Source organism: Halorussus lipolyticus (assembly GCF_029338375.1).
In the GTDB taxonomy this organism is placed as follows: domain Archaea; phylum Halobacteriota; class Halobacteria; order Halobacteriales; family Haladaptataceae; genus Halorussus; species Halorussus lipolyticus.
In genome coordinates this window covers 1,797,292-1,817,246 of sequence record NZ_CP119804.1, presented here as the reverse complement: position 1 = coordinate 1,817,246, position 19,955 = coordinate 1,797,292, and the positions used below count along the sequence as shown (strand labels likewise).

Sequence of the window (19,955 nt, the reverse complement as noted above, 5' to 3'; positions counted from 1 at the left end):
GGGGTGGACGATAGAAAGTAGCGCCAAGTCGAAGTCTCAGGACGGGAGCGGACAGAGACTCGCGGTCAGCACCGCGAGTTCGTCGGTGTCGTTTCGCGCGCCGTGGACTTCGCCTCGCTCGTGGAGGACGACCCCCGGCGCTTCGACGGTCTCCTCGTCGTCGCCCTGCACCACCGTCACCGTGCCTTCCAGCACGTGGAAGACGTTGGTCGCGTCGGGATGGTCGTGGGCGGAGAGTTCCGCGCCGGGGCCGAGTGCGAACGCTTTCACCAGCACGTCGTCGGTCACGGCCAGTTCCGTGTCGATGACCTCGCCCTCGTCGGGATTGAGGTCGGGATAGCGGTCGAGTCCCATGCCACTTGCGACGTGCGGGCGAGTCTTAAAAGCCGGTCCGAGCGGGCCGAAACCCGTCCGGGAACAGGTCGGCCGACCCGTCCGGAAAGTCCGAAAAGCGGGGTCGCCGGGTGGCGGAGCAGAGCGGCAGTCGATAGGTGCCTCTGTGGCTGTCGGTTCGACGACGAGTAGCGGCGAGGCGGTCGGCTGTCGCGCTGGCGGAAACCGGGCCGGTGGGCGGGTCCGGCCCGGCCGGGTGTGTTCGTCGCCGCTCGTCGTCGCGCCGGGATGCAGTTGCGGTTGCGGTCGACAACGCACTGCCGGGAGCGGAAACGACAGCGCGCCGGTCGCAACGACCGCATCAGTACGTACGGACCTATCCCACTTCAACCGAAGTGACCGTCCACACGGTTCAGCGCCGTTCACTGCCGACTGAACGATTGTAAACGGTTCAACTTTCGCATAGCGTATGCTATCTGTTCGCAATCGCGGACTGAAATCGCGGGCCGGAAAAGAACGAGTCGTTGGCAGACGCCGTGGCGTCGAAATCCGGCTTACGTCCGATGCTCGCCGACGAATCCGGTCGAGAAGGCAATCCACGCCAGCACGCTCACGAACAGAATCGGCGGGAGGATGGCGAAGCCCCACAGCGGGTCGATGCCCCACGCCAGCAAGAGGAGCACGTCGGCCAATCCCAGCGCCAGAAACGGGAGGACGGCCAGCGCCGCCCGCTTGCGGTCTATCGACCCGGAGGACGGGAAACGGTTCTCCATGTCCCTCTCTCGGTTCCCGACCGACAAAAAGCGTCCGTTCGCGGGTGGCCGGTCGGGAGCGCGACGAGTCGCCGGGGGACAGGGCTTTGGGGAATGCTGACGTAGCACACAACATGGCGACTGCGACCCAACTCGAAGCCGAATCCGGCGTCGAATCGGGCGTCTGGTGGCTCGACCTCGGCGGCGTCAACGCCTACCTTGCCGACGACAACGGGGACCTCGTGCTGGTGGACGCCGGGACCCCGCGAAGCGGGCAGGCCATCGCCGAGGGCATCCGCGAGGCGGGCTATCGGGTCTTCGACGTGGACCGCGTGCTGGTCACGCACTACGATTTGGACCACGTTGGCGCGCTCTCGAAACTCGGCCTCGACGCGCCGGTCTACGCTGGCCGGGCCGACGCCGAGGTGCTGGCCGGCCAGCGCAACCCGCCTGCGACGAATCACAAGGGACTCCTCCAGCGCGTGTCCCGGCCCTTCGTCTCGACGCCAGACCTGCCGATTCGGCCGGTGGTGGAGGGCGACCGAATCGGGAGTTTCACCGCCTACCACACGCCGGGCCACTCGCCGGGCCACATGGCCTACGTCGCCGAGTCGCCGAGCGTGGCGTTTCTGGGCGATTTGGTGCGCGAGGAGAACGGCGAGTTGTCAGCCTCGCCGTGGGCCATCAGCTACGACACCGACGAGGTGGCCCAGAGCATCCGCCGGTTGGCCCGCCACGCGCCGGATTTCGAGATGGCCGCGATGGGCCACGGCACGCCCATCATGCGAAACGGCGGGGAGCGACTGCGAGAATTAGCCGACCGTGTTTAGGCAGACAGTTCCTCGGCGACCGCCTCGGCCGACAGCAGTTGCGGGTCCACGATGAGGTCTGCCTGTCCGCGGGCGAAGTCCGGCAGGGTCTCGTCGGTGTAGACGACGACCTGCACGTCGTCGTTGAGGTCCTTGGCGATGGAGATGACGGTCGCGCCCTCGGTCTCGGTCAGGACCAGCGCGTCGGCCTCGGTGATGCCGGCCTCCTCGAGCGCCGGTCGGTTGGCGATGGTGTCGATGTGGCTCACTTCGACGCCCTCGTCGGCGAGCGCGTCGCCCAGTCCGTCCTCGTCGGGGCCCAGCAGGATTGCCTTCATCTTACTCGTACTCGATGGTCGCGGGCGGTTTGTGGGTCACGTCGTAGACGACGCGCGAGACGTTGTCGTTCTGTCCCGTGATGCGACTTTGGATGCGCTGGAGGGTCTCCCAGTCGATTTCCTGCGCTCGGGCGGTCATGCCGTCTCGGCTTTCGACCGAGCGCACGGAGACCACGTGGCCGTGGACTCGGTTGTCGCCCTTGACGCCGGTTGCCTTGCCGAGGACCGCGGCGAACGCCTGCCACGGGTCGTACTCCTCGAGTTCCTCCTCGACGACGTGGGTGGCCTCGCGGGCCACTTCCAGTTTCTCGTCGGTGACCTCGCCGAGGATGCGGACCGCGAGTCCGGGTCCGGGGAAAGGCATGCGCTCGGCGATGATTTCTTCGAGGTCCAACTCGCGGGCGACCTCCCGAACCTCGTCCTTGTAGAGGTCGCGCATGGGTTCCACGATGCCCTCGAAGTCCACGACTTCGGGCAGGCCGCCGACGTTGTGGTGGGACTTGATGGTGCCCTCGCTCTCGATGCGGTCGGGGTAGATGGTCCCCTGCACGAGGTAGTCAGCGCCGGTGTCCTCGGCGACCGTCTCGAACTCCCGGATGAACTGCTCGCCGATGATGTGGCGCTTCTCCTCGGGGTCGGTGACGCCGGAGAGCGCGTCGAGGAACCGGTCTCTGGCGTCCACGATGCGGAGACTGTCCATGTAGGAGAACGTCTCCCGAATCTCGTCGGTCTCGCCCTTCCGCATCAGGCCGGTATCGACGTAGACGGGCGTGAGTTGGTCGCCGACCGCCTCGTAGGCCAGCGCGGCGGCGGTGGACGAGTCCACGCCGCCGGATAAGGCGATGACCGCTTGCGCGTCACCGACTTGTTCGCTAATCTCTGCGATTGCCTCCTCGATGAATTCGTCCGTGTTTACCATTAGGCTTCGACCTCCTCGGGTTCGTCAGTTTCTTGCTCGCCGGTACGGTCGAGTACGGCCTCCAGCAGGCCGACGAAGGGCGGACTCGCTCGGGTGGGTCGGGACCGGAACTCGGGGTGGAACTGCGTGCCGACAAAGTAGGGATGGTTCGTGAGTTCCAGAATCTCCATCCGGTTGCCCGACTTACCCGAGAACACGAGATTTGTGTCCTCGAACTTCTCGAAGTACTCGGGGTTGACCTCGTAGCGGTGGCGGTGGCGCTCGGTGCAGGAAGTCCCGCCGTAGATTGCTTCGGCGAGCGTGCCCTCCTCGATGTCGGTCTCGTGGGCACCCAGTCGCATCGTGCCGCCGAGATCTTCGAGGTCGTACTGCTCGGGCAGGAGGTCGATGACCGGGTGGGGCGTGTCCTCCTCGATTTCGGCGGAGTGTGCGCCCTCCAGTCCGAGGACGTTCCGGGCGAACTCCACGACCGCGAGTTGGAAGCCCAGACAGAGGCCGAGGTAGGGAATGTCGTTCTCGCGGGCGTACTGGATGGCCTTGATTTTCCCGCGGGTTCCGCGAGAGCCGAATCCGCCGGGGACGACGATGCCGTCGGCCTCGTAAAGGCGGTGTTCGTGGTCCTCGGCCATCTTTTCGGAATCGACCCACCGGACGTTCACGTCCACGTTCTTTTCGAGTCCGGCGTGCTTGAGCGCCTCGTTGACCGACATGTAGGCGTCTTCGAGGTCGTACTTGCCGACCAGCGCAATTTCGACCTCGCCGTGGGTGTCTTGGGTGACGAGGTTGCGCCACGTGTTGTCGCGCTCGTCTTCGGGGAGCGCGTCGTCGGTGAGGTCGAATCGGTCCATCACGTACTCGTCGAGACCCTCCTCCTCGACCATCAGGGGAACGTGGTAGATGTCCTCCACGTCGGGGTTGGAGAACACCGCGTCGGTCGGCACGTCGCAGAACAGCGCGATTTTCTCCTTGGTCGAAGGGGCGAGTTCGTCCTCGCACCGACCCACCAGAATGTCGGGTTGGAGACCGATGCTCCGGAGTTCCTTCACGGAGTGTTGCGTGGGCTTGGTCTTCTGCTCGCCGTTCTTCGAGTAGGGGACGAGCGTGACGTGGGTGAGAAGGAAGTCCTCGTCGTCCTCCTCGTGGGCGAACTGCCGCAACGCTTCGAGGAAGGGCATCCCCTCGATGTCGCCCACGGTGCCCCCGACTTCCACGATACACACGTCGTGGCCCTCGGCGGCCTCGCGGATTCGGCGCTTGATGTCGTCGGTGACGTGCGGGATGATTTGGACCGTCTTCCCGAGGTAGTCGCCAGCGCGCTCCTTCTCGATGACGTGCTGGTAGGTCTTGCCCGTGGTGACGTTGTGGTCGAACGTCATGTCCACGTCGAGGAACCGCTCGTAGTTCCCCAAGTCGAGGTCCACCTCGCCGCCGTCCTTCAGGACGTACACTTCCCCGTGCTGGAAGGGGTTCATCGTCCCCGCGTCTACGTTGAGGTACGGGTCGATTTTGACCGCTGTCACGTCGAACCCGGCGTTGGCGAGCAGACGGCCGGTGCTGGCGGCCGTGATGCCCTTGCCGAGTCCCGACATGACGCCCCCGGTCACGAAAATGAACTTGTTCCCGAGGGAGGGGTCGTAATCAGTTTCCGGTTCTGTCGGCATACTGGGTGTCGGCGGGCGCGATTCAAAACCATTTCGGAGCGCACGAGGGGCGTCAGAGAATGGCACAGAGACGCGGTGACTCGGGTGGTTGGCCGAGCGCCGCGTCCGGCGGTCTCGGCCGATTCGACCCGTCGTCTGCCCGTATCCAAATCTTCTTGGGGCGACAGTCGTCAGGGTCGGCCAATGCAGGACACGCCGACGCGCCGAGGACTCCTCGGTGCGCTCGCCGCCGCAACGATGGGAAGCGTCGCGGGTTGCTCGAACGCCTCGCCGCCCCAACGAGACGAGACCGATTCGACGGCCGACGGCGGGACGACCGGACCGGTACGGGAGGCCTCGGCCTCGACCTCCTCGGACGCCGAAAGCGTCTACACTCGGGTCTACCGCCAGACCTCCGACGCGGTCGCGCTGATTCGCGCGCCGAGCGGTTCGCAGGGGTCGGGGTTCTGCTACGACGACTCGCACTTCGTGACCAACTACCACGTCGTCGGCGACGCCGACCGGGTGAGCGTCCAGTTCGACGATACCACCTCCCGTCTCGGTCGGGTCGTCGGGCGGGACCCACGGAGCGACCTCGCTGTCGTCGCCGTGGACGTTCCGGACGGCATCGAACCGCTCTCGGTAGTCGATTCGGAACCCGCCATCGGCACGCGAGTCGCCGTCGTCGGGAGTCCCTACGGCCTCCGAGGGTCGCTCACGTCCGGCATCGTCAGCGGCGTGGACCGGCAGGTGCCGAGTCCGGCGGGCGACTACCAGATTCCCAACGCCATCCAGACCGACGCACCGGTCAACCCCGGCAACTCCGGCGGTCCGCTGGTGAACCTCTCGGGGGAGGTCCTCGGCGTGGTCAACTCCGGCGGGGGCGACAACATCGCGTTCGCCATCTCGGCACCGCTGGTCCAACGGGTGGTTCCGGCGCTCGCCGAGGCCGGCGAGTACGACCACCCGTACCTCGGCGTCCGCACGGCGACCGTCACCGAACTCGTCGCGCGGGCGAACGACTTCCCGAACGCCGAGGGCGTCCTCGTGGTCGATACGCCGGACGATTCGCCGTCGAAGGGTCGGATCAGGCCCTGTACCGGCGTGAAGCGCGTCGAAGGGTTCCGCGTGCCGGTCGGCGGCGACGCCATCCTCGCCGTCGGCGACCAGCGGATTCAGACCTCGAAGGACCTCCACGCCTACCTCGCGCTCAACGCGAGTCCCGGCGAGACGCTCTCGGTGCGACTCCGGCGCGACGGCAAGGTCACGACCGTTCCGGTCGAAGTCGGCGAGCGCCCAGAGCTAGTGGCGTAAAGACATAAGTAATGGGTGTGGGGAAACAATATAATTTCCTAACCACTTATTTTGATTGCTCTACGCGCAGGCCGAGTCCGCTATCGCTCTCGAAGGTGCCCGACCAGAAACCCACCCACCGCGTCGGCGACCTTCTCGTGCTGGCCGACGAAGAAGTGGTCCGCGCCCATCTCGACCGTCTCGTGGCCCAACTCGTCGGCGCGCTCGACCAGCGGCTTCCAGTTCGCAGTGTCGTCGCGCGTGCCGTAGACCACCTGCACCGGTCCTTCGACATCCTCCAGCGCCGCTGTGGCGTCCAAGTCCTCGGTCAAGCGCGAGGCCGGTGCGAGTAGGGCGACAGCTTCCGGCTGTGGGTCGCTCGTCGCCGCCGCCAACGTCGCTATCGCACCGCCGAAACTGAACCCGAAGATGCCCACGCGGTCGTACCGATTTTGCGCCCAGCGCAGGGCGTTGCGGGCGTCCTCGCGCTCGCCGTAGCCCTCGTCCCAGTCGCCGTAGTCGAACCGGAGGCAGGCGATTCCCTCGGCGACGAGGACTTCGCTGACTGCTTCGAGGCGGGCGTCTCCTCGGTGGCCGCGGTGCTGTGGATGAGGTGGGCAAGCGACTACTACTGCTTCGGGGTCGGCCTCCTCGGGGGTGTCGAGGGTCGCGCGCACGTCTCGGCCGCCGGGGATGGGGAGGTCCTCGGAGTTCATGAGTCGGGTTTGGGGCAGGATTCGGATAAGGGTTATACTCGTGAGTTTGGGTTTTACTCGTTTTTCGAATGAGACGGGTGTCTTCCGAGACTAGCGACGAGAACCGGAATGGACTCCTGTTGAAGCGACCGGGACCGGGCGGCCCCTTCATCCTACCCCGTGGTTTGGGGGCGTTCGTTGGCGGTTGGTCGGCCGGGCGCCTCCTCGTGGACTGTTCCACCGAGCGCCCGCCTGTCAGCGAGCCAGTTGAATCGATGATATTTCGGTTCGTCTCAGGAGCGTCTGACGACTGTTGGGGAGGTGAGGATTTTAAGGGTCAGGTCACGAAAGGGGTGGATATGGGAGTACTTTCACGCCTGTCGTACGTCGTCCGGTCGAAGATAAACGCCGCCCTCAATCGGGCCGAGGACCCCTCGGAGACGCTCGATTACTCCTACGAGCAGATGCGCGACGAACTGCAGGAGGTCAAGCAGGGTATCGCCGACCTCACCACGCAGAAAAAGCGCCTCGAGATGCAGAAGCGACGCTTAGAGGAGAACGTCGAGAAGCACAACGAGCAGGCCCGTCAGGCGGTCAATCAGGACCGCGAGGACCTCGCCCGGCGCGCGCTGGAGAAGAAAAAGCAGAAGATGAACCAAATCGAGGACTTGGAGAGCCAAATCGCCAGTCTCCAGAGTACCCAAGACGACCTCGTTGAGAAGAAAGACCAACTCCAGAACCGCATCGAGGAGTTCCGGACCAAGAAGGAGAGCATGAAGGCTCGGTACGAGGCCGCCGAGGCTCAGACCCGCGTCTCCGAAGCCATGACGGGCGCTGGCGACGAGATGGAGGACGTGGGCCGGGCCATCGAGCGCGCCGAGGAGCGCACCGAGGACATGGAGGCCCGTTCGGAGGCGATGGACGAACTCCAAGAGTCGGGCGTCTTCGATGACGCGCTCTCGGACAAGGACAGCCTCGACCGGGAACTCGAAGAAGTCCGGACCTCGGGCGAAGTCGATGCCGAACTCGAAACTCTCAAGACCGAGATGGGCAAGGGGTCGGGGTCGTCGAAATCCGAGTCCAGCGACGAGGACGTGGACCTCGAAGCCGAACTGGAGACCGAGACCGAAACGGAGGCCACGGACGACGACATCGAGACCGAACTAGAGGAACTCAAGGACGACGACGAGAGCTAAGTCGCCCCGGTCGCGTTCTCCGATTGTGAATCGACTGCGGCGGCGAGTTGCCGGGCGGTCTCGGCCCGTTCGGCCGCCGTGATTCGGACCGTCGCGCCGTCGCGCCGAACGACGTAGTGGAGGCCGGGCGCGTGGTCACTCGCCGGGACGAACAGCGTGTCGCCGGTAGAGCGCGCGCCGTTCGTCTCCAACAGCGACCGCCACGCGGTGGCGAACTCGCGGGCCTCGGCCTCGCTCTCCCACTTCGTCAGCCAGTGGGTCGCCGGCCCCTTCGCGCCCGCCGCGGCGTAGTAGTACATCCGGTCGCCGGCCCACCCGTCTGCGACCTTCGCGGCGCGAGCGAACGACAGGTTGTTCATTCTGAGCGAGTGGCGGACCACCAACTCGCCCACCGTATCCGCGTGGTAGCGCGTCAACTGCTCGGCGTCGGGTATCTCGGGCGGAGCCGGAATCTCGGCGCGCTCGACGCGCTCGCCGGGATGGAGGAGTTCGGCGGTGGAGTTGACCGGGGCCTCGATGGCGGCCGACCGCTCGGCGGGCGAACTCCCGGCCCGCTCGTAGAACTCGTAGCCGTAGTAGTAGGGCGTCCCGGCGACGCTGTGGGGCCACGCCGACCGCGCCAGCGACCGGTTGTAGCTACGCACCGAGTAGTTGCTGTCGTCGTACCGCGCGAGGTACTGCTCGGTGACCCACATCGCGTCGCCCTCGACCAGCGCGGTCGTCACCAGCCGTGAGTCGGTAGACCAGTACTCGAACTGCGAGCGTAGCTCCCGGCGCGAGGGACTCAACAGGTCGTGCTGGAACTGGAGCGCGTGGACCAACTCGTGGGCCAGCACGACCTCTTGAGTGAGTCCGTAGTCGGCCAAATCGTCGTCGTCCATCAGGTAGATGTGGACCGCGGCTTGGCGCTCGACGGCGTAGCCCAGCGGTTGCCTGCGCTCGGTCGTCGCGTTCGAGTAGAGTTGGAGCGTCTGTGCCCCGATTGGCAGGATAGCCCCGAACTCGTCGGGCATATCGTAGGGGGCACCGTCCTCGTCGTCGTACTGGTGGAGCGTGATGCCTTGGGTCGCCGAGAGACCGCGAAGCTCCTCGACCCGGTTCAGGACCGTGCCGGGGTCGTAGTCCGGTTCGAACCCTTCGGTCTCGATGACGACCGACTCGTTCTCGGTCTGGGTCTCTTGGGCGACGCCGCGTTCTCCTCGGGTTACCGTCGCTGGTTCAATTCCTACCTCTGTCTTTGAACCATCAAAATGAATGTTTGAGACATCTAATTCGTTTTTATCCCCTATCGTCTCCACCTGTTCGTCCGTTACCGCTCCCTCGACACCCACCATCGTCCGGTCGCCCGCGGCCGGGGCCGCACCCGCCAGCACGAGCGCGACCGCCAGCGCGAGGGCCAACCGGGCTAACCGTGCCATGTGGTCACACATGGGCCGCAGTGACAAAAGGCCCGCGGGTATTTCCGTGGCGGGAGCGTACCCGGACGCACATGTCGGGGAGCGGAGGGTCTGACGATGATTCTCAGCCGAGTGACACGATGCGCGAGCGGGCAGACGAGAGCAGTTGGAAGCTCTGGTTGCTGATGGAGGCCAACCGGTGGGTCGTGGCCGGGACGTTGCTCGTCGGGGTGTTCGTCGCGCTGGTGGTCATCGGGGTGGTGGACCCCTCGTCGCTCCAATCGTCGGTGGCCTCGTCGGACCCGACCGAGACGCTGTTTCAGGCGTTCGTGACCGCCATCATCACCGGCGTGACGCTGGTGGTGACGCTGAATCAGTTGGTCCTCTCGCAGGAACTCGGCCCGGTCGGCGACCAGCGCAATCGGATGGAGGACGCGATGCAGTTCCGCGAGGACGTAGAGGAGGTCCTCGACGCGCCAGTCAGTCCGCCCGAACCCTCGTCTTTCCTCCAATCGCTCATCGACGAGACCTGCTCGCGGGCCAACAGTCTCACCGATGCGCTCGAAGACGCCCGCGACGAGGAGTTGAAAGACGCCATCGACCAGTACGTGGACGCGCTCACCCAGAACGCCAACGAGGTCAGCGACGAACTGGCGGACGCCGAGTTCGGGAGCTACGACCTGCTGTCGGCGGTGCTGGACTTCAACTACTCGTGGAAGATTTTCGTCGCCCGGCGCATCCACAACGAACACGACGACGCGCTCACCGACGAGGCCAGAGACGCCTTCGACGACTTGGAGGAGGTCCTGAAGTTCTTCGGTCCGGCGCGCGAACACTTCAAGACGCTGTACTTCCAGTGGGAGTTGGTCAACCTCTCGCGGGCGATGCTCTACACCGCGGTTCCCGCGCTGGTCGTGGTCTCGTCGATGATTCTCTACTACGACGCCAGAGCGGTGCCGGGTTCGACGCTCGGTCTCAGCAACGACATTTTAGTCACGAGTCTCGCTGTGACGGTCGCAACCGTCCCCTTCATGCTTCTGCTCTCCTACATCCTCCGGATTGCGACCGTGGCCAAGCGAACCCTCTCCATCGGCCCGTTCGTCCTCCGGAACGTGAACCGGAGCGACGAACTCGACTTCGACGGGGAGTGAGTCGAGACGCGAGTCGGGTCGGTCCGACGAGCGCGACTCGGAGTAAAGCCGCTATCGAAGACGGTTTTACCCACCCCTCACAATTTCCACACAATGAGTGCCGACGACACGACGGCCGACGGTAGCACGGCCACACCGGAAGACCGACACGAGAACGCCCGCCAGCACGTCGTCGCGGTAGACGAAGACGACAACGAACAGGAAACCGTCAACCGCCTCGACGCCCACACCGGCGACGGCATCCGCCACCGAGCGTTCACCTCGCTGGTGTTCGACGGCGAGGGCAACGTCCTGCTGGCCCAGCGCGCCCCCGACAAGCGCCTCTGGGGGACGTGGTGGGACGGCACCGTGGCCTCCCATCCCGTGCAGGGCCAGAGCCAAGAGGAGGCCACCCGCGAACGCCTCGAAGAGGAACTGGGAATCACGCCCGACCAGTACGACGACCTGCGGGTCACCGACCGCTTCGAGTACAAGCGCTACTTCGAGAACGCGGGCCTCGAACACGAGGTCTGCGCCGTGCTGAAACTGACGCTGGACGACCTCTCGCTCGACCCCGACGAGGAGGAAGTTGCGGGCCTGATGTGGGTGCCCTACGAGCGACTCCACGAGCATCCCGAGTGGTACCGCCAACTCCGACTCTGCCCGTGGTTCGAGATTGCGATGCGGCGCGACTTCGAGTAACTGAACCGAGGCGTTCGACCGACTACTCGCCTCTCGAGGCCAGTCCCGCGAGGTGGCCGGCCTCCTTCACGATTATCTCCTCGATGCCGAGTCTGGCGGCGTTCTCGCTCCCCGGCAGGCAGAAGACGACTGCCCCGTCTGCGACTCCGGCGGTCGCTCGCGTCCCGACGACTCTGGTGCCTATCTCCTCGAACGACAGCGACCGGAACAGTTCGCCGAATCCGGGGAGTTGCTTGTCGAGTAGTTGCCGGGTCGCCTCGATGGTCACGTCGTCGGGGGTCACGCCGGTTCCGCCGGTCGTGACCACGATGTCCACGTCGTCTCGGCCGACTAAGGCGTCGATGGTGCCCTGCACGCTATCGTAGCCATCGTCGATGAGGTCACGGCTGACCACCTTGTGGCCCGCGTCTTCGAGGCCCGCGACCACCGCGTCTCCCGAGGGGTCGTCCGAGAGGCTTCGAGACGACGATATTGTCACGACCGCCGCGCCGAGGGTGTCCACGTCGTGATGGTGGTGGTCGTGGTCGGCGTGGTCGTCGTCCCCGTCGTGATGGGCGTCGTCGGTCTCGGTTTCGGTCGGTTGCTTCTCGCTCGGGTGGCTCTCTGTCTGGTTCCCGTCGTCCTCCTCGTCGTGTCGCCGGGTGTCGCGCGATTGGAAATCGACCATGTGACAGTATTTGGCAGACAGCACCTTAAAGCAACGCCGCAGTGAGTCGGAACTGTCATCGAAGTATCAGGGCCGGGAGAGTCGGTGGAGTCGTTTGAGGTACAGTTTTACCGCCCGAAGCCTATCAGACGAGTATGCAAGCCGTCCAGTTCAGCGACCACGGGGACCGGAGCGTCATCGAGTACGACGACTTTTCGGACCCCACGCCGGACCGCGACGAGGTACTGGTGGACGTGAAGGCCGGGGCGCTCAACCACCTCGACGTGTGGACTCGCAAGGGACTGCCCGGAGTGGACCTCGACATGCCCCACATTCCGGGGAGTGACGCCGCGGGGGTCGTCCTCGAAGTCGGCGAGGAGGTCACGCGATTCGAACCGGGCGACCGAGTTGCTGTCTCGGCGGGCGTCTACTGCGGCAAGTGCGAGTTCTGCAGAGACGGCGAGTACTCGATGTGCGTGAACTACCACCTCATCGGGGAACACGTCCGCGGCGTCCACAGCGAGCGCGCCGCCGTCCCCGAGCAGAACCTCGTGAAAGTCCCCTCCGGCGTCGAATGGGAGACTGCCGCCGCGGCACCGCTGGTGTTCCAGACCGCGTGGCGGATGCTCCTCAACCGCGGGGATTTGCAGGCCGGCGAGAAGGTGCTGGTGCTGGGGGCCTCGGGCGGCGTGGGCCACGCCGCGGTCCAAATCGCCGACTACGCCGGGGCCGAGGTCTACGCCACGGCCTCCTCTGACGAGAAGTTGGAGTACGCCGAGGAGGTCGGTGCCGACCACACCATCAACTACGAGGACGACGATTTCGCCGACCGAATCCGCGAGTTGACCGACAAGCGCGGCGTCGATATGGTCGTGGACCACGTGGGCGAGGCCACCTACCCCGACTCGCTCAAGAGTCTGGCCAAGGGCGGTCGGGTCGTCACCTGCGGCGCGACCACGGGACCGAACCCCGGCGCGGGCCTGAATCGCATCTTCTGGAACCAGCTATCGGTCATCGGTTCGACCATGGCCAACCCCGGCGAGGTGGACGACGTGCTGGAACTCGTCTGGGACGGCACCTTCGAACCCCGAATCCGGGAGACCCTGCCGATGAGCGAGGCGGCCCGCGCCCACGAGATGTTGGAGGAGCGCGAGGGCTTCGGTAAAGTCGTGGTCGTGCCCGACAGCGAGTACGACGGATGACCGAGGACACGTACACCCACAAACCGGGACAGGTGGACGACGAGCGAGGCGGCCGTCAGAGCGATGACGACGACGAAATCGTCCACCCGAACGCGCCGGTCGAACGCGGCAACGAGGAGTGGAACCTCCGCGACTGGGTGCTGGTCGGCGTCATCTTCACCTGCTTCATCGTGATTCCGGCCGCGATTTACGTGATTCCGCCCGTTCGGCCGTTTCGGTTCGCCTATCTGGTCCTCCCGCTGATTCCCGCGATTCTGCTGGGTCTGGTCGCGGTGTGGTCGGCCCAGCGGTCGTCAGGGGCCTGAAAAGTCGAAAGAAATACACTATCGACGGCCAGATAGTCGGCCATGAGTTCGGTTGCAAATGCGGCGTCGGCGTCGTCTGTCGTGCCTTGGAACGCATTTTTTTCTCACAGTCTCGCGTTCGTCGTCGGTATCCTGTCAGTGTTGGTGACCAAGTTCGTCCCCGGAACTCTCACGCAGTGGCGAAGTGAATGGCAGTCCGACCGGACCGAAGCGATGGAGTGGTACGAAAACGTCGCGGCCGACGCTCAAACTGTCGTGGTTGCTATCCGGGAGTCACCCGACGACGAACGACTGGACCCTGCGATAACCGACCTTGACGAGCGACTCAACACGCTCCCGATGCCAATCGAGACAGAAGTCGAGGAGGTCGCACAGACTCTCGTAAACGTCTACGACGACTTCGAGGGCGAATCGCCAAGGCTCCGACAACAACTGAGTGCGAAAGCGATAGAGTTGCGGCGTCTCGCCACCGACAACGCGACAGAAAAGCGAAAGCGAGCGACTATCGGCAGACGGCTTTTGAAAAGACTACGCTCATAGCTCGTCCGGGACAGCTCGAAACTCCTCGCACCAGTCCTGCATGAGGGTTTGTTTGTGACCGGGGGTCGTCGGTAGACGCCCGAGTGTCTCCCATCCAGCTACGTTGTCGATTTCGCTACGTATCGTCTGGACGAGACCGTTCTCGTCCTCGAACTCCCCCGGAATCCCCCAACGCTCTTCGATGCGGTCCTCAATGGCGTCAGCAACGTCACTTCGGAGGCAGAAGACGATTCGCTCTTCGACCGGGACGCCGATGCTCGCTCCGCGGTCGAACTGTTCGAGTATCGTTTCCACGTCGTCCGTGCAGTCCTCGCTACACGCAGGCGTTCGAACCAAGACGGCGAGGTTCACGACTCGTCCGACATCTACGAGGTCGTCCGTCGAGGTGACGATATTACTGAGTTCCGGGAGCAGAAAGACATTGAACTCGCGGTCCCTTCGAAACGTCTCGCAAATCCGTTCGAGGAGGTCGACAGTTTCGCTCCGCCGAGTCGAGTCGAGACACATGTCTGGACAGAGAAGAAGGACGTGTATCCCCGGAAAATCGACTGGCGTGTAGTCGTCCCCTTCTCGGAGGCACCAGCGCTGAAGCTTCCGTAGACACTGGGAATTACGTTTACTCATATCGCTCCACAACGGGAGTATGTTACTGAGGCATATATAATTAGGGGAAGATTACGCGTTCTTGGTTCAACATCTATTGAATCTACCTCCGATTAAGCCCTCGTTACCCCGATATATTCGGACTATTCAATATAATTTGATTCAACTGATGCTGAACTATACAAAGGTTTTATTAGTATCGGCTCATACATGCCAGTAACGGACGACAGATTCCCCGGAACCGAAACAACTCCGGGTACCCCGCCCGCGACCGGACAGCGAGTGTCATCGCATCTGATGTCGTGGGTGAACAACCTACAACCATGTTCACTGGAGAGAGACGCGCACGAACCGGCGATATTTCTGCGGAGAACGCCGGTCGTTCCATCCGCCGAGAACAGTCACGGAAACAGGCTCTATCGCTCTTAAAGCGACCGAAAAGCATCCAAATCGGGAGGTCGGACAGATGAAGCATCCAAATCGGGAGGTCGAACAGATGACGGATACCGACTCGTTGGACGACCTTAGCCAGTACCTCGATATGCTCCATCAAGCCACCACCGAGACGGGATTCCGAATCCTAAATACGCTCAGCGAACAGGGCGAAGTGAGTCCGACCAGTTTGGCGGAGACACTAGAGATGGAGAAAAATGCAGTCCACTATCACATCAACAAACTATCAGATGTTAGCTTGGTCAAGAACCGAAAACGTAGTCACAAAGGTAGTGACGGTTACTACTCGTACTACATCGTGACCCCACTCGGGGAGTTAGCGGTCGAGTCAATACACGATTTCGTTGAGGGCAAGGAGGACCTCCTTGACCGGCATCCGACTGCGGCCGACCCTGACGACCCGGAGCTAAAACCGTCGGACGATGCGACGGGAACTCGGCCACCGATCAACAACTCGGTCGCCAGCAAGCGGGTCGAACAGACGACCTCGAACGCACTCCAGCGCAAAAGTGGAACGGAAGGCTCGTCGGGCGCACTCCCCGATGCGTGAACCATGCGAGGAACAGACATAGACTCTACCGACATTCCCGACGACGCTGATACAATCGTCAATTTCATCGACCCGTCCGGGACGGTCATCGCACAGCGTGTCGCGCCAGAACTACCGCTTCCCTCTGTCGGAGAGCGAGTGACCTTCGGCCGAATCGTCGCCGGGAGCGACGGCCCGGAGTACGTGATGTCCGACGAGGCGTACACCGTCATCAGCATAGAGTACGACTACCCGTCCCACGCCGACGAGGTAGTGGACGCCGACGTGGCGGCCGTCGTCGCCGTGGAAGTCAGCCCCACCGAAGAGTAATTTTACTGGAGGCTACTCCTCCGAGACCACGGATTCGTCGACGAACTCCGCACCCGTCCAGCGCCACGACCCCACCGAAACCCCATCACCCAGAGCGACAATCACGTAGGACCGTCCGGGCCACGTCGCCTGCGCGGCGTCGGTTTCGCTCGGTCCCGCGGGTCCTCGCGGGTGGGAGTGGTAGAACCCGACGACCTCTCGGCCCGCGTCCTCGACGGCCTCCATCAGTTCCAACTGCTCGCGGGGGTCGATTTCGTACCGCGTCCGAGGAGTTCCGGCGACGTTCTCGGCCGGGTGGTGTTCGAGGACTCGGTGTTCGGCGTCGTCGTCGCGTTCGATGCGAGTGCCTGCGAGAATGCCGCAGGCTTCGGTAGGTGCTTCTTCGCGTGCGTGAGCGAGGAGTTCGTCTCTGATGGAGTCCGGGATGGCGATAGTGGGCACTGGGCGTTAGGTTGGTGTTCTGGTGGGATAAGTTATCGTGGAAGCTGGATTTCGGCTTGTCCTCTCGTTCATCTCGTTGTGACTACAACCACGAACCGTAGAATCGGGGTGATGATGTCTTCTTGAAGCCCCCGCCCGGTCGCGGTCGCTGAGTGACATATCGACGCTCTCCGCATCGCCCGCGTCGATAGGGGTCACTCAGCGACTAAAACTGAACGCGACCGGCCGGCCCCTTCATCCCGCCCCGTGGTTTGTCTGGCCGGGCGTCTGCTGGTGGTTGGTTCTCCGAGCGTCCGCGCTGGTGCGCATAGTTCTGCGCGTGCCAGCGTCCTCCTCGGTCGGTTCGGCGCTCTGACGCGGTATTTTTCCGGGGCGTGCCGACTGATTCCGAATTTCGAAATTCAATTTCGCAAGTCGTAATCTATCGTCGGATTTATTACGATGAGCGAACTTCGGTCTACCAACAGATGACCGAGGAGACCGCAGGCGACGGACGGACCATTCTGCTCATCGGAAGCGGACCGATTCAAATCGGACAGGCCGCGGAGTTCGACTACTCGGGGGCGCAGGCCTGCCGCGCACTACAGGAGGAGGGCGCGCGGGTCGTGCTGGTTAACTCCAACCCGGCGACCATCATGACCGACCCGGAGATGGCAGACGAGGTGTACATCGAGCCAATCACGACCGAGGCCATCGCCGAAATCATCCGGAAGGAGGACCCGGACGGCGTTATCGCCGGTCTCGGGGGCCAGACCGGCCTGAACGTCACCGCGCGACTCTCCGAGGAGGGCGTGCTGGACGAACACGACGTGGAAATCATGGGCACCCCCCTCGACACCATCTACGCCACCGAGGACCGCGACCTGTTCCGCCAGCGGATGCACGAACTCGACCAACCGGTCGCGCGCTCGACCACCATCTCGCTGGACGAGAGCGAGGCCGTCGCGGAACTGACCGAGGACGACCTTCGGGAGCGGGTCGAGTCTGCGGTCGACGAGGTCGGCGGCCTGCCCGTCATCGCCCGGACGACCTACACCCTCGGCGGGTCGGGGTCCGGCGTGGTCGAGGAGATGGACGAACTCCTGACTCGCGTCCGGAAGGGTCTGCGCCTCTCGCGCAACAGCGAGGTCCTGATTACCGAGTCCATCTCTGGGTGGGTGGAACTCGAATACGAGGTGATGCGGGACGCCGGGGACTCCTGTATCATCATCTGCAACATGGAGAACATCGACCCGATGGGCATCCACACCGGCGAGTCCACGGTCGTCACGCCCTCGCAGGTCATCCCCGACGACGGCCATCAGGTGATGCGCGACACGGCCCTCGAAGTAATCCGCGACTTGGGGATTCAGGGCGGATGCAACATCCAGTTCGCGTGGCGCGACGACGGCACCCCCGGCGGGGAGTACCGCGTCGTGGAGGTCAACCCCCGCGTCTCCCGGTCCTCCGCACTCGCTTCCAAAGCGACCGGCTACCCCATCGCCAGAGTCACCGCGAAAGTGGCCCTCGGCAAGCGCCTCCACGAAATCGAGAACGAGATTACGGGCCAGACCACCGCGGCCTTCGAGCCAGCAATCGACTACGTGGTCACGAAGGTCCCGCGCTGGCCCGAAGACAAGTTCCCCGACGTGGACTTCGAGCTGGGGACTGCGATGAAGTCCACCGGGGAGGCGATGGCCATCGGCCGGACCTTCGAGGAGTCCCTCCTCAAAGCCCTGCGCTCGTCGGAGTTCGACCCCGACGTGGACTGGGACGAGGTGGACGACCAGACCCTCGAAACCGACTACCTCGAAGCCCCGACGCCGAGTCGGCCCTACGCGATGTTCGAGGCGTTCGAGCGCGGCTACACCGTCTCCGACGTGGTGGACCTCACCGGCATCGAGGAGTGGTACGTCGAGCGCTACGAGAACGTCGCCGACGCCGCCGTCTCAGCGCAGAACGGCGAGTTCGAGCAGGCGGCGGAAACCGGGTTCACCAACCAGCAGGTCGCCGCGGTCGCTGGCGGCGAGACCGAGCGCACCGCCGACGCCGCACCCCGGAACCCCCGCGGCGGCGCGAGTGTGATAGACGACGTGGAGTCGGCCGCGCCCTCCCGCGACTTCAAGCAGGTGGACACCTGCGCCGGCGAGTTCGCGGCCTCTACGCCATACTACTACTCGTCGCGCAGACCCGGCGCTGGCCTCGGCAGAGACGAGGTGCAAGTGAACCGGGATGTCGAGAGCGTCGTCGTGGTCGGCGGCGGTCCCATCCGCATCGGGCAGGGCGTCGAGTTCGACTACTGCTCGGTCCACGCGGTCCGCGCCTTGCGGGAGGCCGGCATCGAGGCCCACGTCGTGAACAACAACCCCGAGACGGTCTCGACCGACTACGACACCTCCGACGGTCTGTTCTTCGAGCCGATTACCGCCGAGGAGGTCGCCGACGTCATCGAGGCCACCAACGCCGACGGCGTGATGGTCCAGTTCGGCGGCCAGACCTCGGTGGACATCGGCGAACCCCTCGAAGACGAACTCGCGCGCCGGGACCTCGACTGCGAGATTCTGGGCACCTCGGTCGAGGCGATGGACCTCGCCGAGGACCGCGACCGGTTCAACCGCCTGATGGACGACCTCGGGATTAGCCAGCCGGAAGGCGGCTCTGCGACTAGCGAGGACGAAGCCCTCGAACTGGCCCACGACATCGGCTACCCGGTACTGGTCCGGCCCTCCTACGTCCTCGGCGGACGCGCGATGGACGTGGTTCACGACGACGACGAACTGAAGACGTACATGGAGGAGGCCGTCAGAGTCTCGCCCGACAAGCCCATCCTCATCGACGAGTTCCTCGCGGATGCGGTCGAGTTGGACGTTGACGCCGTGGCTGACGGCGAGGACGTACTCATCGGCGGAATCATGGAACACGTCGAGAGTGCCGGGGTCCACTCCGGCGACTCGGCCTGCATGATTCCGACCCGCGCGCTGGACGACGAGACGCTCGGTCGGGTCCGCGAAGTCGTGGCAGACATCGCTGACGCGCTGGATACGGTCGGTCTGATGAACGTCCAGTTGGCCGTGCAAGACGGTGAGGTCTACGTGCTGGAGGCCAACCCGCGCTCGTCGCGGACCGTCCCGTTCGTCTCGAAGGCCACCGGCGTCCCCATCGCCAAACTCGCCGCGAAGGTGATGGCGGGCGACACGCTGGCGGAGTTGGAGGCCGACGAGCAGGTCCCCGAGAAGGTCAGCGTCAAGGAAGTCGTCCTGCCCTTCGACCGCCTGCCGGGGAGCGACCCCCGCCTCGGCCCGGAGATGAAATCGACCGGCGAAGTCATGGGCACCGCCGAAACATTCGGCAAGGCCTACGACAAGGCCCAAGACGCCGCCGGGTCGCCCCTCCCCGACGAGGGCACCGCAGTCGTGGACTTGGAAGTCGATGGCTTCGGCGACTACTACGACCTCGAAACCTTCGAGGACCTCGAAACCGCGATTCAGCGCGGCGAGGTGGACCTGCTGGTGACCCGGAACCGCGACGCACTGGAGGCCGCCGTCGAGGAGGACATCACCTACTTCTCGACCGAGGCCAGCGCCGAGGCCGCCCTCGAAGCGCTCGCGGCCCGCGAGGAACCCCTCGACGTGGAGTCCGTGGGGTCGCGGAAAAAGCAGTCCCGCGAGTGGGGCCGCTAACTCGGGTCCGCCAGACGCTGAAAACGGTCCAAAAATGGGTGGA

The 19,955-nt window shown here is 64.3% G+C and carries 21 protein-coding genes; 11 read left to right on the top strand and 10 right to left on the bottom strand.

Annotated features, from left to right (window positions below; genetic code table 11):
• Positions 1-36 precede the first annotated feature (36 nt).
• Together P2T57_RS09265 and P2T57_RS09260 are read right to left on the bottom strand one after the other, a co-directional pair.
• Positions 37-354, bottom strand: coding sequence for a cupin domain-containing protein (locus P2T57_RS09265; protein ID WP_276298910.1), 318 nt, complete (start codon positions 352-354; stop codon positions 37-39).
• 533 nt (positions 355-887) lie between these two features.
• Positions 888-1,106 (bottom strand): DUF8142 family protein, encoded by a 219-nt coding sequence (locus tag P2T57_RS09260; RefSeq protein WP_276298909.1) that lies wholly within the window; start codon positions 1,104-1,106, stop codon positions 888-890.
• A 113-nt stretch (positions 1,107-1,219) separates the two neighbouring features.
• Between P2T57_RS09260 and P2T57_RS09255 the strand changes: the two genes are divergently transcribed.
• The gene (locus P2T57_RS09255; protein WP_276298908.1) at positions 1,220-1,915 is read left to right on the top strand and encodes an MBL fold metallo-hydrolase; all 696 of its coding nucleotides are present in this window, start codon (positions 1,220-1,222) and stop codon (positions 1,913-1,915) included.
• Here P2T57_RS09255 and P2T57_RS09250 read toward each other — a convergent pair.
• From P2T57_RS09250 to P2T57_RS09240, 3 genes are read right to left on the bottom strand one after another with little or no spacing between them, the layout of a single operon-like run.
• Positions 1,912-2,232, bottom strand: coding sequence for a DUF7126 family protein (locus P2T57_RS09250; protein WP_276298907.1), 321 nt, complete (start codon positions 2,230-2,232; stop codon positions 1,912-1,914). The two genes, P2T57_RS09255 and P2T57_RS09250, sit on opposite strands and share 4 nt — an antisense overlap.
• Position 2,233: 1 nt before the next feature.
• Positions 2,234-3,151 (bottom strand): glutamine-hydrolyzing GMP synthase, encoded by a 918-nt coding sequence (guaA, locus tag P2T57_RS09245; protein ID WP_276298906.1) that lies wholly within the window; start codon positions 3,149-3,151, stop codon positions 2,234-2,236.
• On the bottom strand, positions 3,151-4,812 hold the full coding sequence (locus P2T57_RS09240) for a CTP synthase (protein ID WP_276298905.1): 1,662 nt from the start codon (positions 4,810-4,812) through the stop codon (positions 3,151-3,153). Before P2T57_RS09240 ends, guaA begins: the two co-directional genes overlap by 1 nt.
• A gap of 183 nt (positions 4,813-4,995) precedes the next feature.
• On the opposite strand from P2T57_RS09240, the gene P2T57_RS09235 reads away from it, so the two are divergent.
• Positions 4,996-6,105: a S1C family serine protease gene (locus P2T57_RS09235; protein WP_276298904.1), complete on the top strand. Its 1,110-nt coding sequence runs from the start codon at positions 4,996-4,998 to the stop codon at positions 6,103-6,105.
• A gap of 80 nt (positions 6,106-6,185) precedes the next feature.
• Here the strand turns inward: P2T57_RS09235 and P2T57_RS09230 are convergent, their stop codons facing one another.
• Positions 6,186-6,800 (bottom strand): alpha/beta hydrolase, encoded by a 615-nt coding sequence (locus P2T57_RS09230; protein ID WP_276298903.1) that lies wholly within the window; start codon positions 6,798-6,800, stop codon positions 6,186-6,188.
• 338 nt (positions 6,801-7,138) lie between these two features.
• Here P2T57_RS09230 and P2T57_RS09225 point away from each other — a divergent pair, with 338 nt between their 5' ends.
• Positions 7,139-7,975 carry a PspA/IM30 family protein gene (locus tag P2T57_RS09225; protein ID WP_276298902.1) on the top strand — a complete coding sequence of 279 codons (837 nt, stop codon included), beginning with the start codon at positions 7,139-7,141 and terminating at the stop codon, positions 7,973-7,975.
• On the opposite strand, the gene P2T57_RS09220 is transcribed toward P2T57_RS09225, so the two are convergent.
• Positions 7,972-9,393, bottom strand: coding sequence for a hypothetical protein (locus P2T57_RS09220; protein ID WP_276298901.1), 1,422 nt, complete (start codon positions 9,391-9,393; stop codon positions 7,972-7,974). The genes P2T57_RS09225 and P2T57_RS09220 overlap by 4 nt on opposite strands.
• Positions 9,394-9,464: 71 nt before the next feature.
• On the opposite strand from P2T57_RS09220, the gene P2T57_RS09215 reads away from it, so the two are divergent.
• Positions 9,465-10,523 carry a DUF7972 family membrane protein gene (locus tag P2T57_RS09215; protein ID WP_474198307.1) on the top strand — a complete coding sequence of 353 codons (1,059 nt, stop codon included), beginning with the start codon at positions 9,465-9,467 and terminating at the stop codon, positions 10,521-10,523.
• 93 nt (positions 10,524-10,616) lie between these two features.
• Positions 10,617-11,204, top strand: a complete 588-nt coding sequence (locus P2T57_RS09210; protein WP_276298899.1) for an NUDIX hydrolase — start codon at positions 10,617-10,619, stop codon at positions 11,202-11,204.
• Between the two features lie 22 nt (positions 11,205-11,226).
• Here the strand turns inward: P2T57_RS09210 and P2T57_RS09205 are convergent, their stop codons facing one another.
• Positions 11,227-11,871 carry a MogA/MoaB family molybdenum cofactor biosynthesis protein gene (locus P2T57_RS09205; protein WP_276298898.1) on the bottom strand — a complete coding sequence of 215 codons (645 nt, stop codon included), beginning with the start codon at positions 11,869-11,871 and terminating at the stop codon, positions 11,227-11,229.
• A gap of 134 nt (positions 11,872-12,005) precedes the next feature.
• Here P2T57_RS09205 and P2T57_RS09200 point away from each other — a divergent pair, with 134 nt between their 5' ends.
• From P2T57_RS09200 to P2T57_RS09190, 3 genes are all read left to right on the top strand, one after another.
• On the top strand, positions 12,006-13,052 hold the full coding sequence (locus tag P2T57_RS09200; RefSeq protein WP_276298897.1) for a zinc-binding dehydrogenase: 1,047 nt from the start codon (positions 12,006-12,008) through the stop codon (positions 13,050-13,052).
• On the top strand, positions 13,049-13,357 hold the full coding sequence (locus P2T57_RS09195; protein WP_276298896.1) for a DUF7977 family protein: 309 nt from the start codon (positions 13,049-13,051) through the stop codon (positions 13,355-13,357). Before P2T57_RS09200 ends, P2T57_RS09195 begins: the two co-directional genes overlap by 4 nt.
• A 144-nt stretch (positions 13,358-13,501) precedes the next feature.
• The gene (locus tag P2T57_RS09190; protein WP_276298895.1) at positions 13,502-13,897 is read left to right on the top strand and encodes a hypothetical protein; all 396 of its coding nucleotides are present in this window, start codon (positions 13,502-13,504) and stop codon (positions 13,895-13,897) included.
• Here the strand turns inward: P2T57_RS09190 and P2T57_RS09185 are convergent.
• Positions 13,892-14,248 carry a hypothetical protein gene (locus P2T57_RS09185; protein WP_276298894.1) on the bottom strand — a complete coding sequence of 119 codons (357 nt, stop codon included), beginning with the start codon at positions 14,246-14,248 and terminating at the stop codon, positions 13,892-13,894. The genes P2T57_RS09190 and P2T57_RS09185 overlap by 6 nt on opposite strands.
• 748 nt (positions 14,249-14,996) lie before the next feature.
• On the opposite strand from P2T57_RS09185, the gene P2T57_RS09180 reads away from it, so the two are divergent.
• A complete protein-coding gene (locus P2T57_RS09180; RefSeq protein ID WP_276298893.1) occupies positions 14,997-15,503 on the top strand; it encodes an ArsR/SmtB family transcription factor in 507 nt (168 codons plus the stop codon).
• Between the two features lie 3 nt (positions 15,504-15,506).
• Entirely contained in the window at positions 15,507-15,812 is a 306-nt protein-coding gene (locus tag P2T57_RS09175) for a hypothetical protein (RefSeq protein WP_276298892.1), read from the top strand.
• Between the two features lie 12 nt (positions 15,813-15,824).
• On the opposite strand, the gene P2T57_RS09170 is transcribed toward P2T57_RS09175, so the two are convergent.
• Positions 15,825-16,253, bottom strand: coding sequence for a desampylase (locus P2T57_RS09170; protein WP_276298891.1), 429 nt, complete (start codon positions 16,251-16,253; stop codon positions 15,825-15,827).
• Between the two features lie 467 nt (positions 16,254-16,720).
• Between P2T57_RS09170 and carB the strand changes: the two genes are divergently transcribed.
• Complete coding sequence (carB, locus tag P2T57_RS09165; protein WP_276298890.1) at positions 16,721-19,912, top strand: carbamoyl-phosphate synthase large subunit; 3,192 nt, start codon at positions 16,721-16,723, stop codon at positions 19,910-19,912.
• Positions 19,913-19,955 lie beyond the last annotated feature (43 nt).

Bases quoted from the DNA above. Each gene is read 5' to 3' on its own strand.
- P2T57_RS09265 (WP_276298910.1), bottom strand. From the start codon at position 354: ATGGGACTCGACCGCTATCCCGACCTCAATCCCGACGAGGGCGAGGTC.
- P2T57_RS09260 (WP_276298909.1), bottom strand. From the start codon at position 1,106: ATGGAGAACCGTTTCCCGTCCTCCGGGTCGATAGACCGCAAGCGGGCG.
- P2T57_RS09255 (WP_276298908.1), top strand. From the start codon at position 1,220: ATGGCGACTGCGACCCAACTCGAAGCCGAATCCGGCGTCGAATCGGGC.
- P2T57_RS09250 (WP_276298907.1), bottom strand. From the start codon at position 2,232: ATGAAGGCAATCCTGCTGGGCCCCGACGAGGACGGACTGGGCGACGCG.
- guaA (WP_276298906.1), bottom strand. From the start codon at position 3,151: ATGGTAAACACGGACGAATTCATCGAGGAGGCAATCGCAGAGATTAGC.
- P2T57_RS09240 (WP_276298905.1), bottom strand. From the start codon at position 4,812: ATGCCGACAGAACCGGAAACTGATTACGACCCCTCCCTCGGGAACAAG.
- P2T57_RS09235 (WP_276298904.1), top strand. From the start codon at position 4,996: ATGCAGGACACGCCGACGCGCCGAGGACTCCTCGGTGCGCTCGCCGCC.
- P2T57_RS09230 (WP_276298903.1), bottom strand. From the start codon at position 6,800: ATGAACTCCGAGGACCTCCCCATCCCCGGCGGCCGAGACGTGCGCGCG.
- P2T57_RS09225 (WP_276298902.1), top strand. From the start codon at position 7,139: ATGGGAGTACTTTCACGCCTGTCGTACGTCGTCCGGTCGAAGATAAAC.
- P2T57_RS09220 (WP_276298901.1), bottom strand. From the start codon at position 9,393: ATGGCACGGTTAGCCCGGTTGGCCCTCGCGCTGGCGGTCGCGCTCGTG.
- P2T57_RS09215 (WP_474198307.1), top strand. From the start codon at position 9,465: ATGTCGGGGAGCGGAGGGTCTGACGATGATTCTCAGCCGAGTGACACG.
- P2T57_RS09210 (WP_276298899.1), top strand. From the start codon at position 10,617: ATGAGTGCCGACGACACGACGGCCGACGGTAGCACGGCCACACCGGAA.
- P2T57_RS09205 (WP_276298898.1), bottom strand. From the start codon at position 11,871: ATGGTCGATTTCCAATCGCGCGACACCCGGCGACACGACGAGGAGGAC.
- P2T57_RS09200 (WP_276298897.1), top strand. From the start codon at position 12,006: ATGCAAGCCGTCCAGTTCAGCGACCACGGGGACCGGAGCGTCATCGAG.
- P2T57_RS09195 (WP_276298896.1), top strand. From the start codon at position 13,049: ATGACCGAGGACACGTACACCCACAAACCGGGACAGGTGGACGACGAG.
- P2T57_RS09180 (WP_276298893.1), top strand. From the start codon at position 14,997: ATGACGGATACCGACTCGTTGGACGACCTTAGCCAGTACCTCGATATG.
- P2T57_RS09175 (WP_276298892.1), top strand. From the start codon at position 15,507: ATGCGAGGAACAGACATAGACTCTACCGACATTCCCGACGACGCTGAT.
- carB (WP_276298890.1), top strand. From the start codon at position 16,721: ATGACCGAGGAGACCGCAGGCGACGGACGGACCATTCTGCTCATCGGA.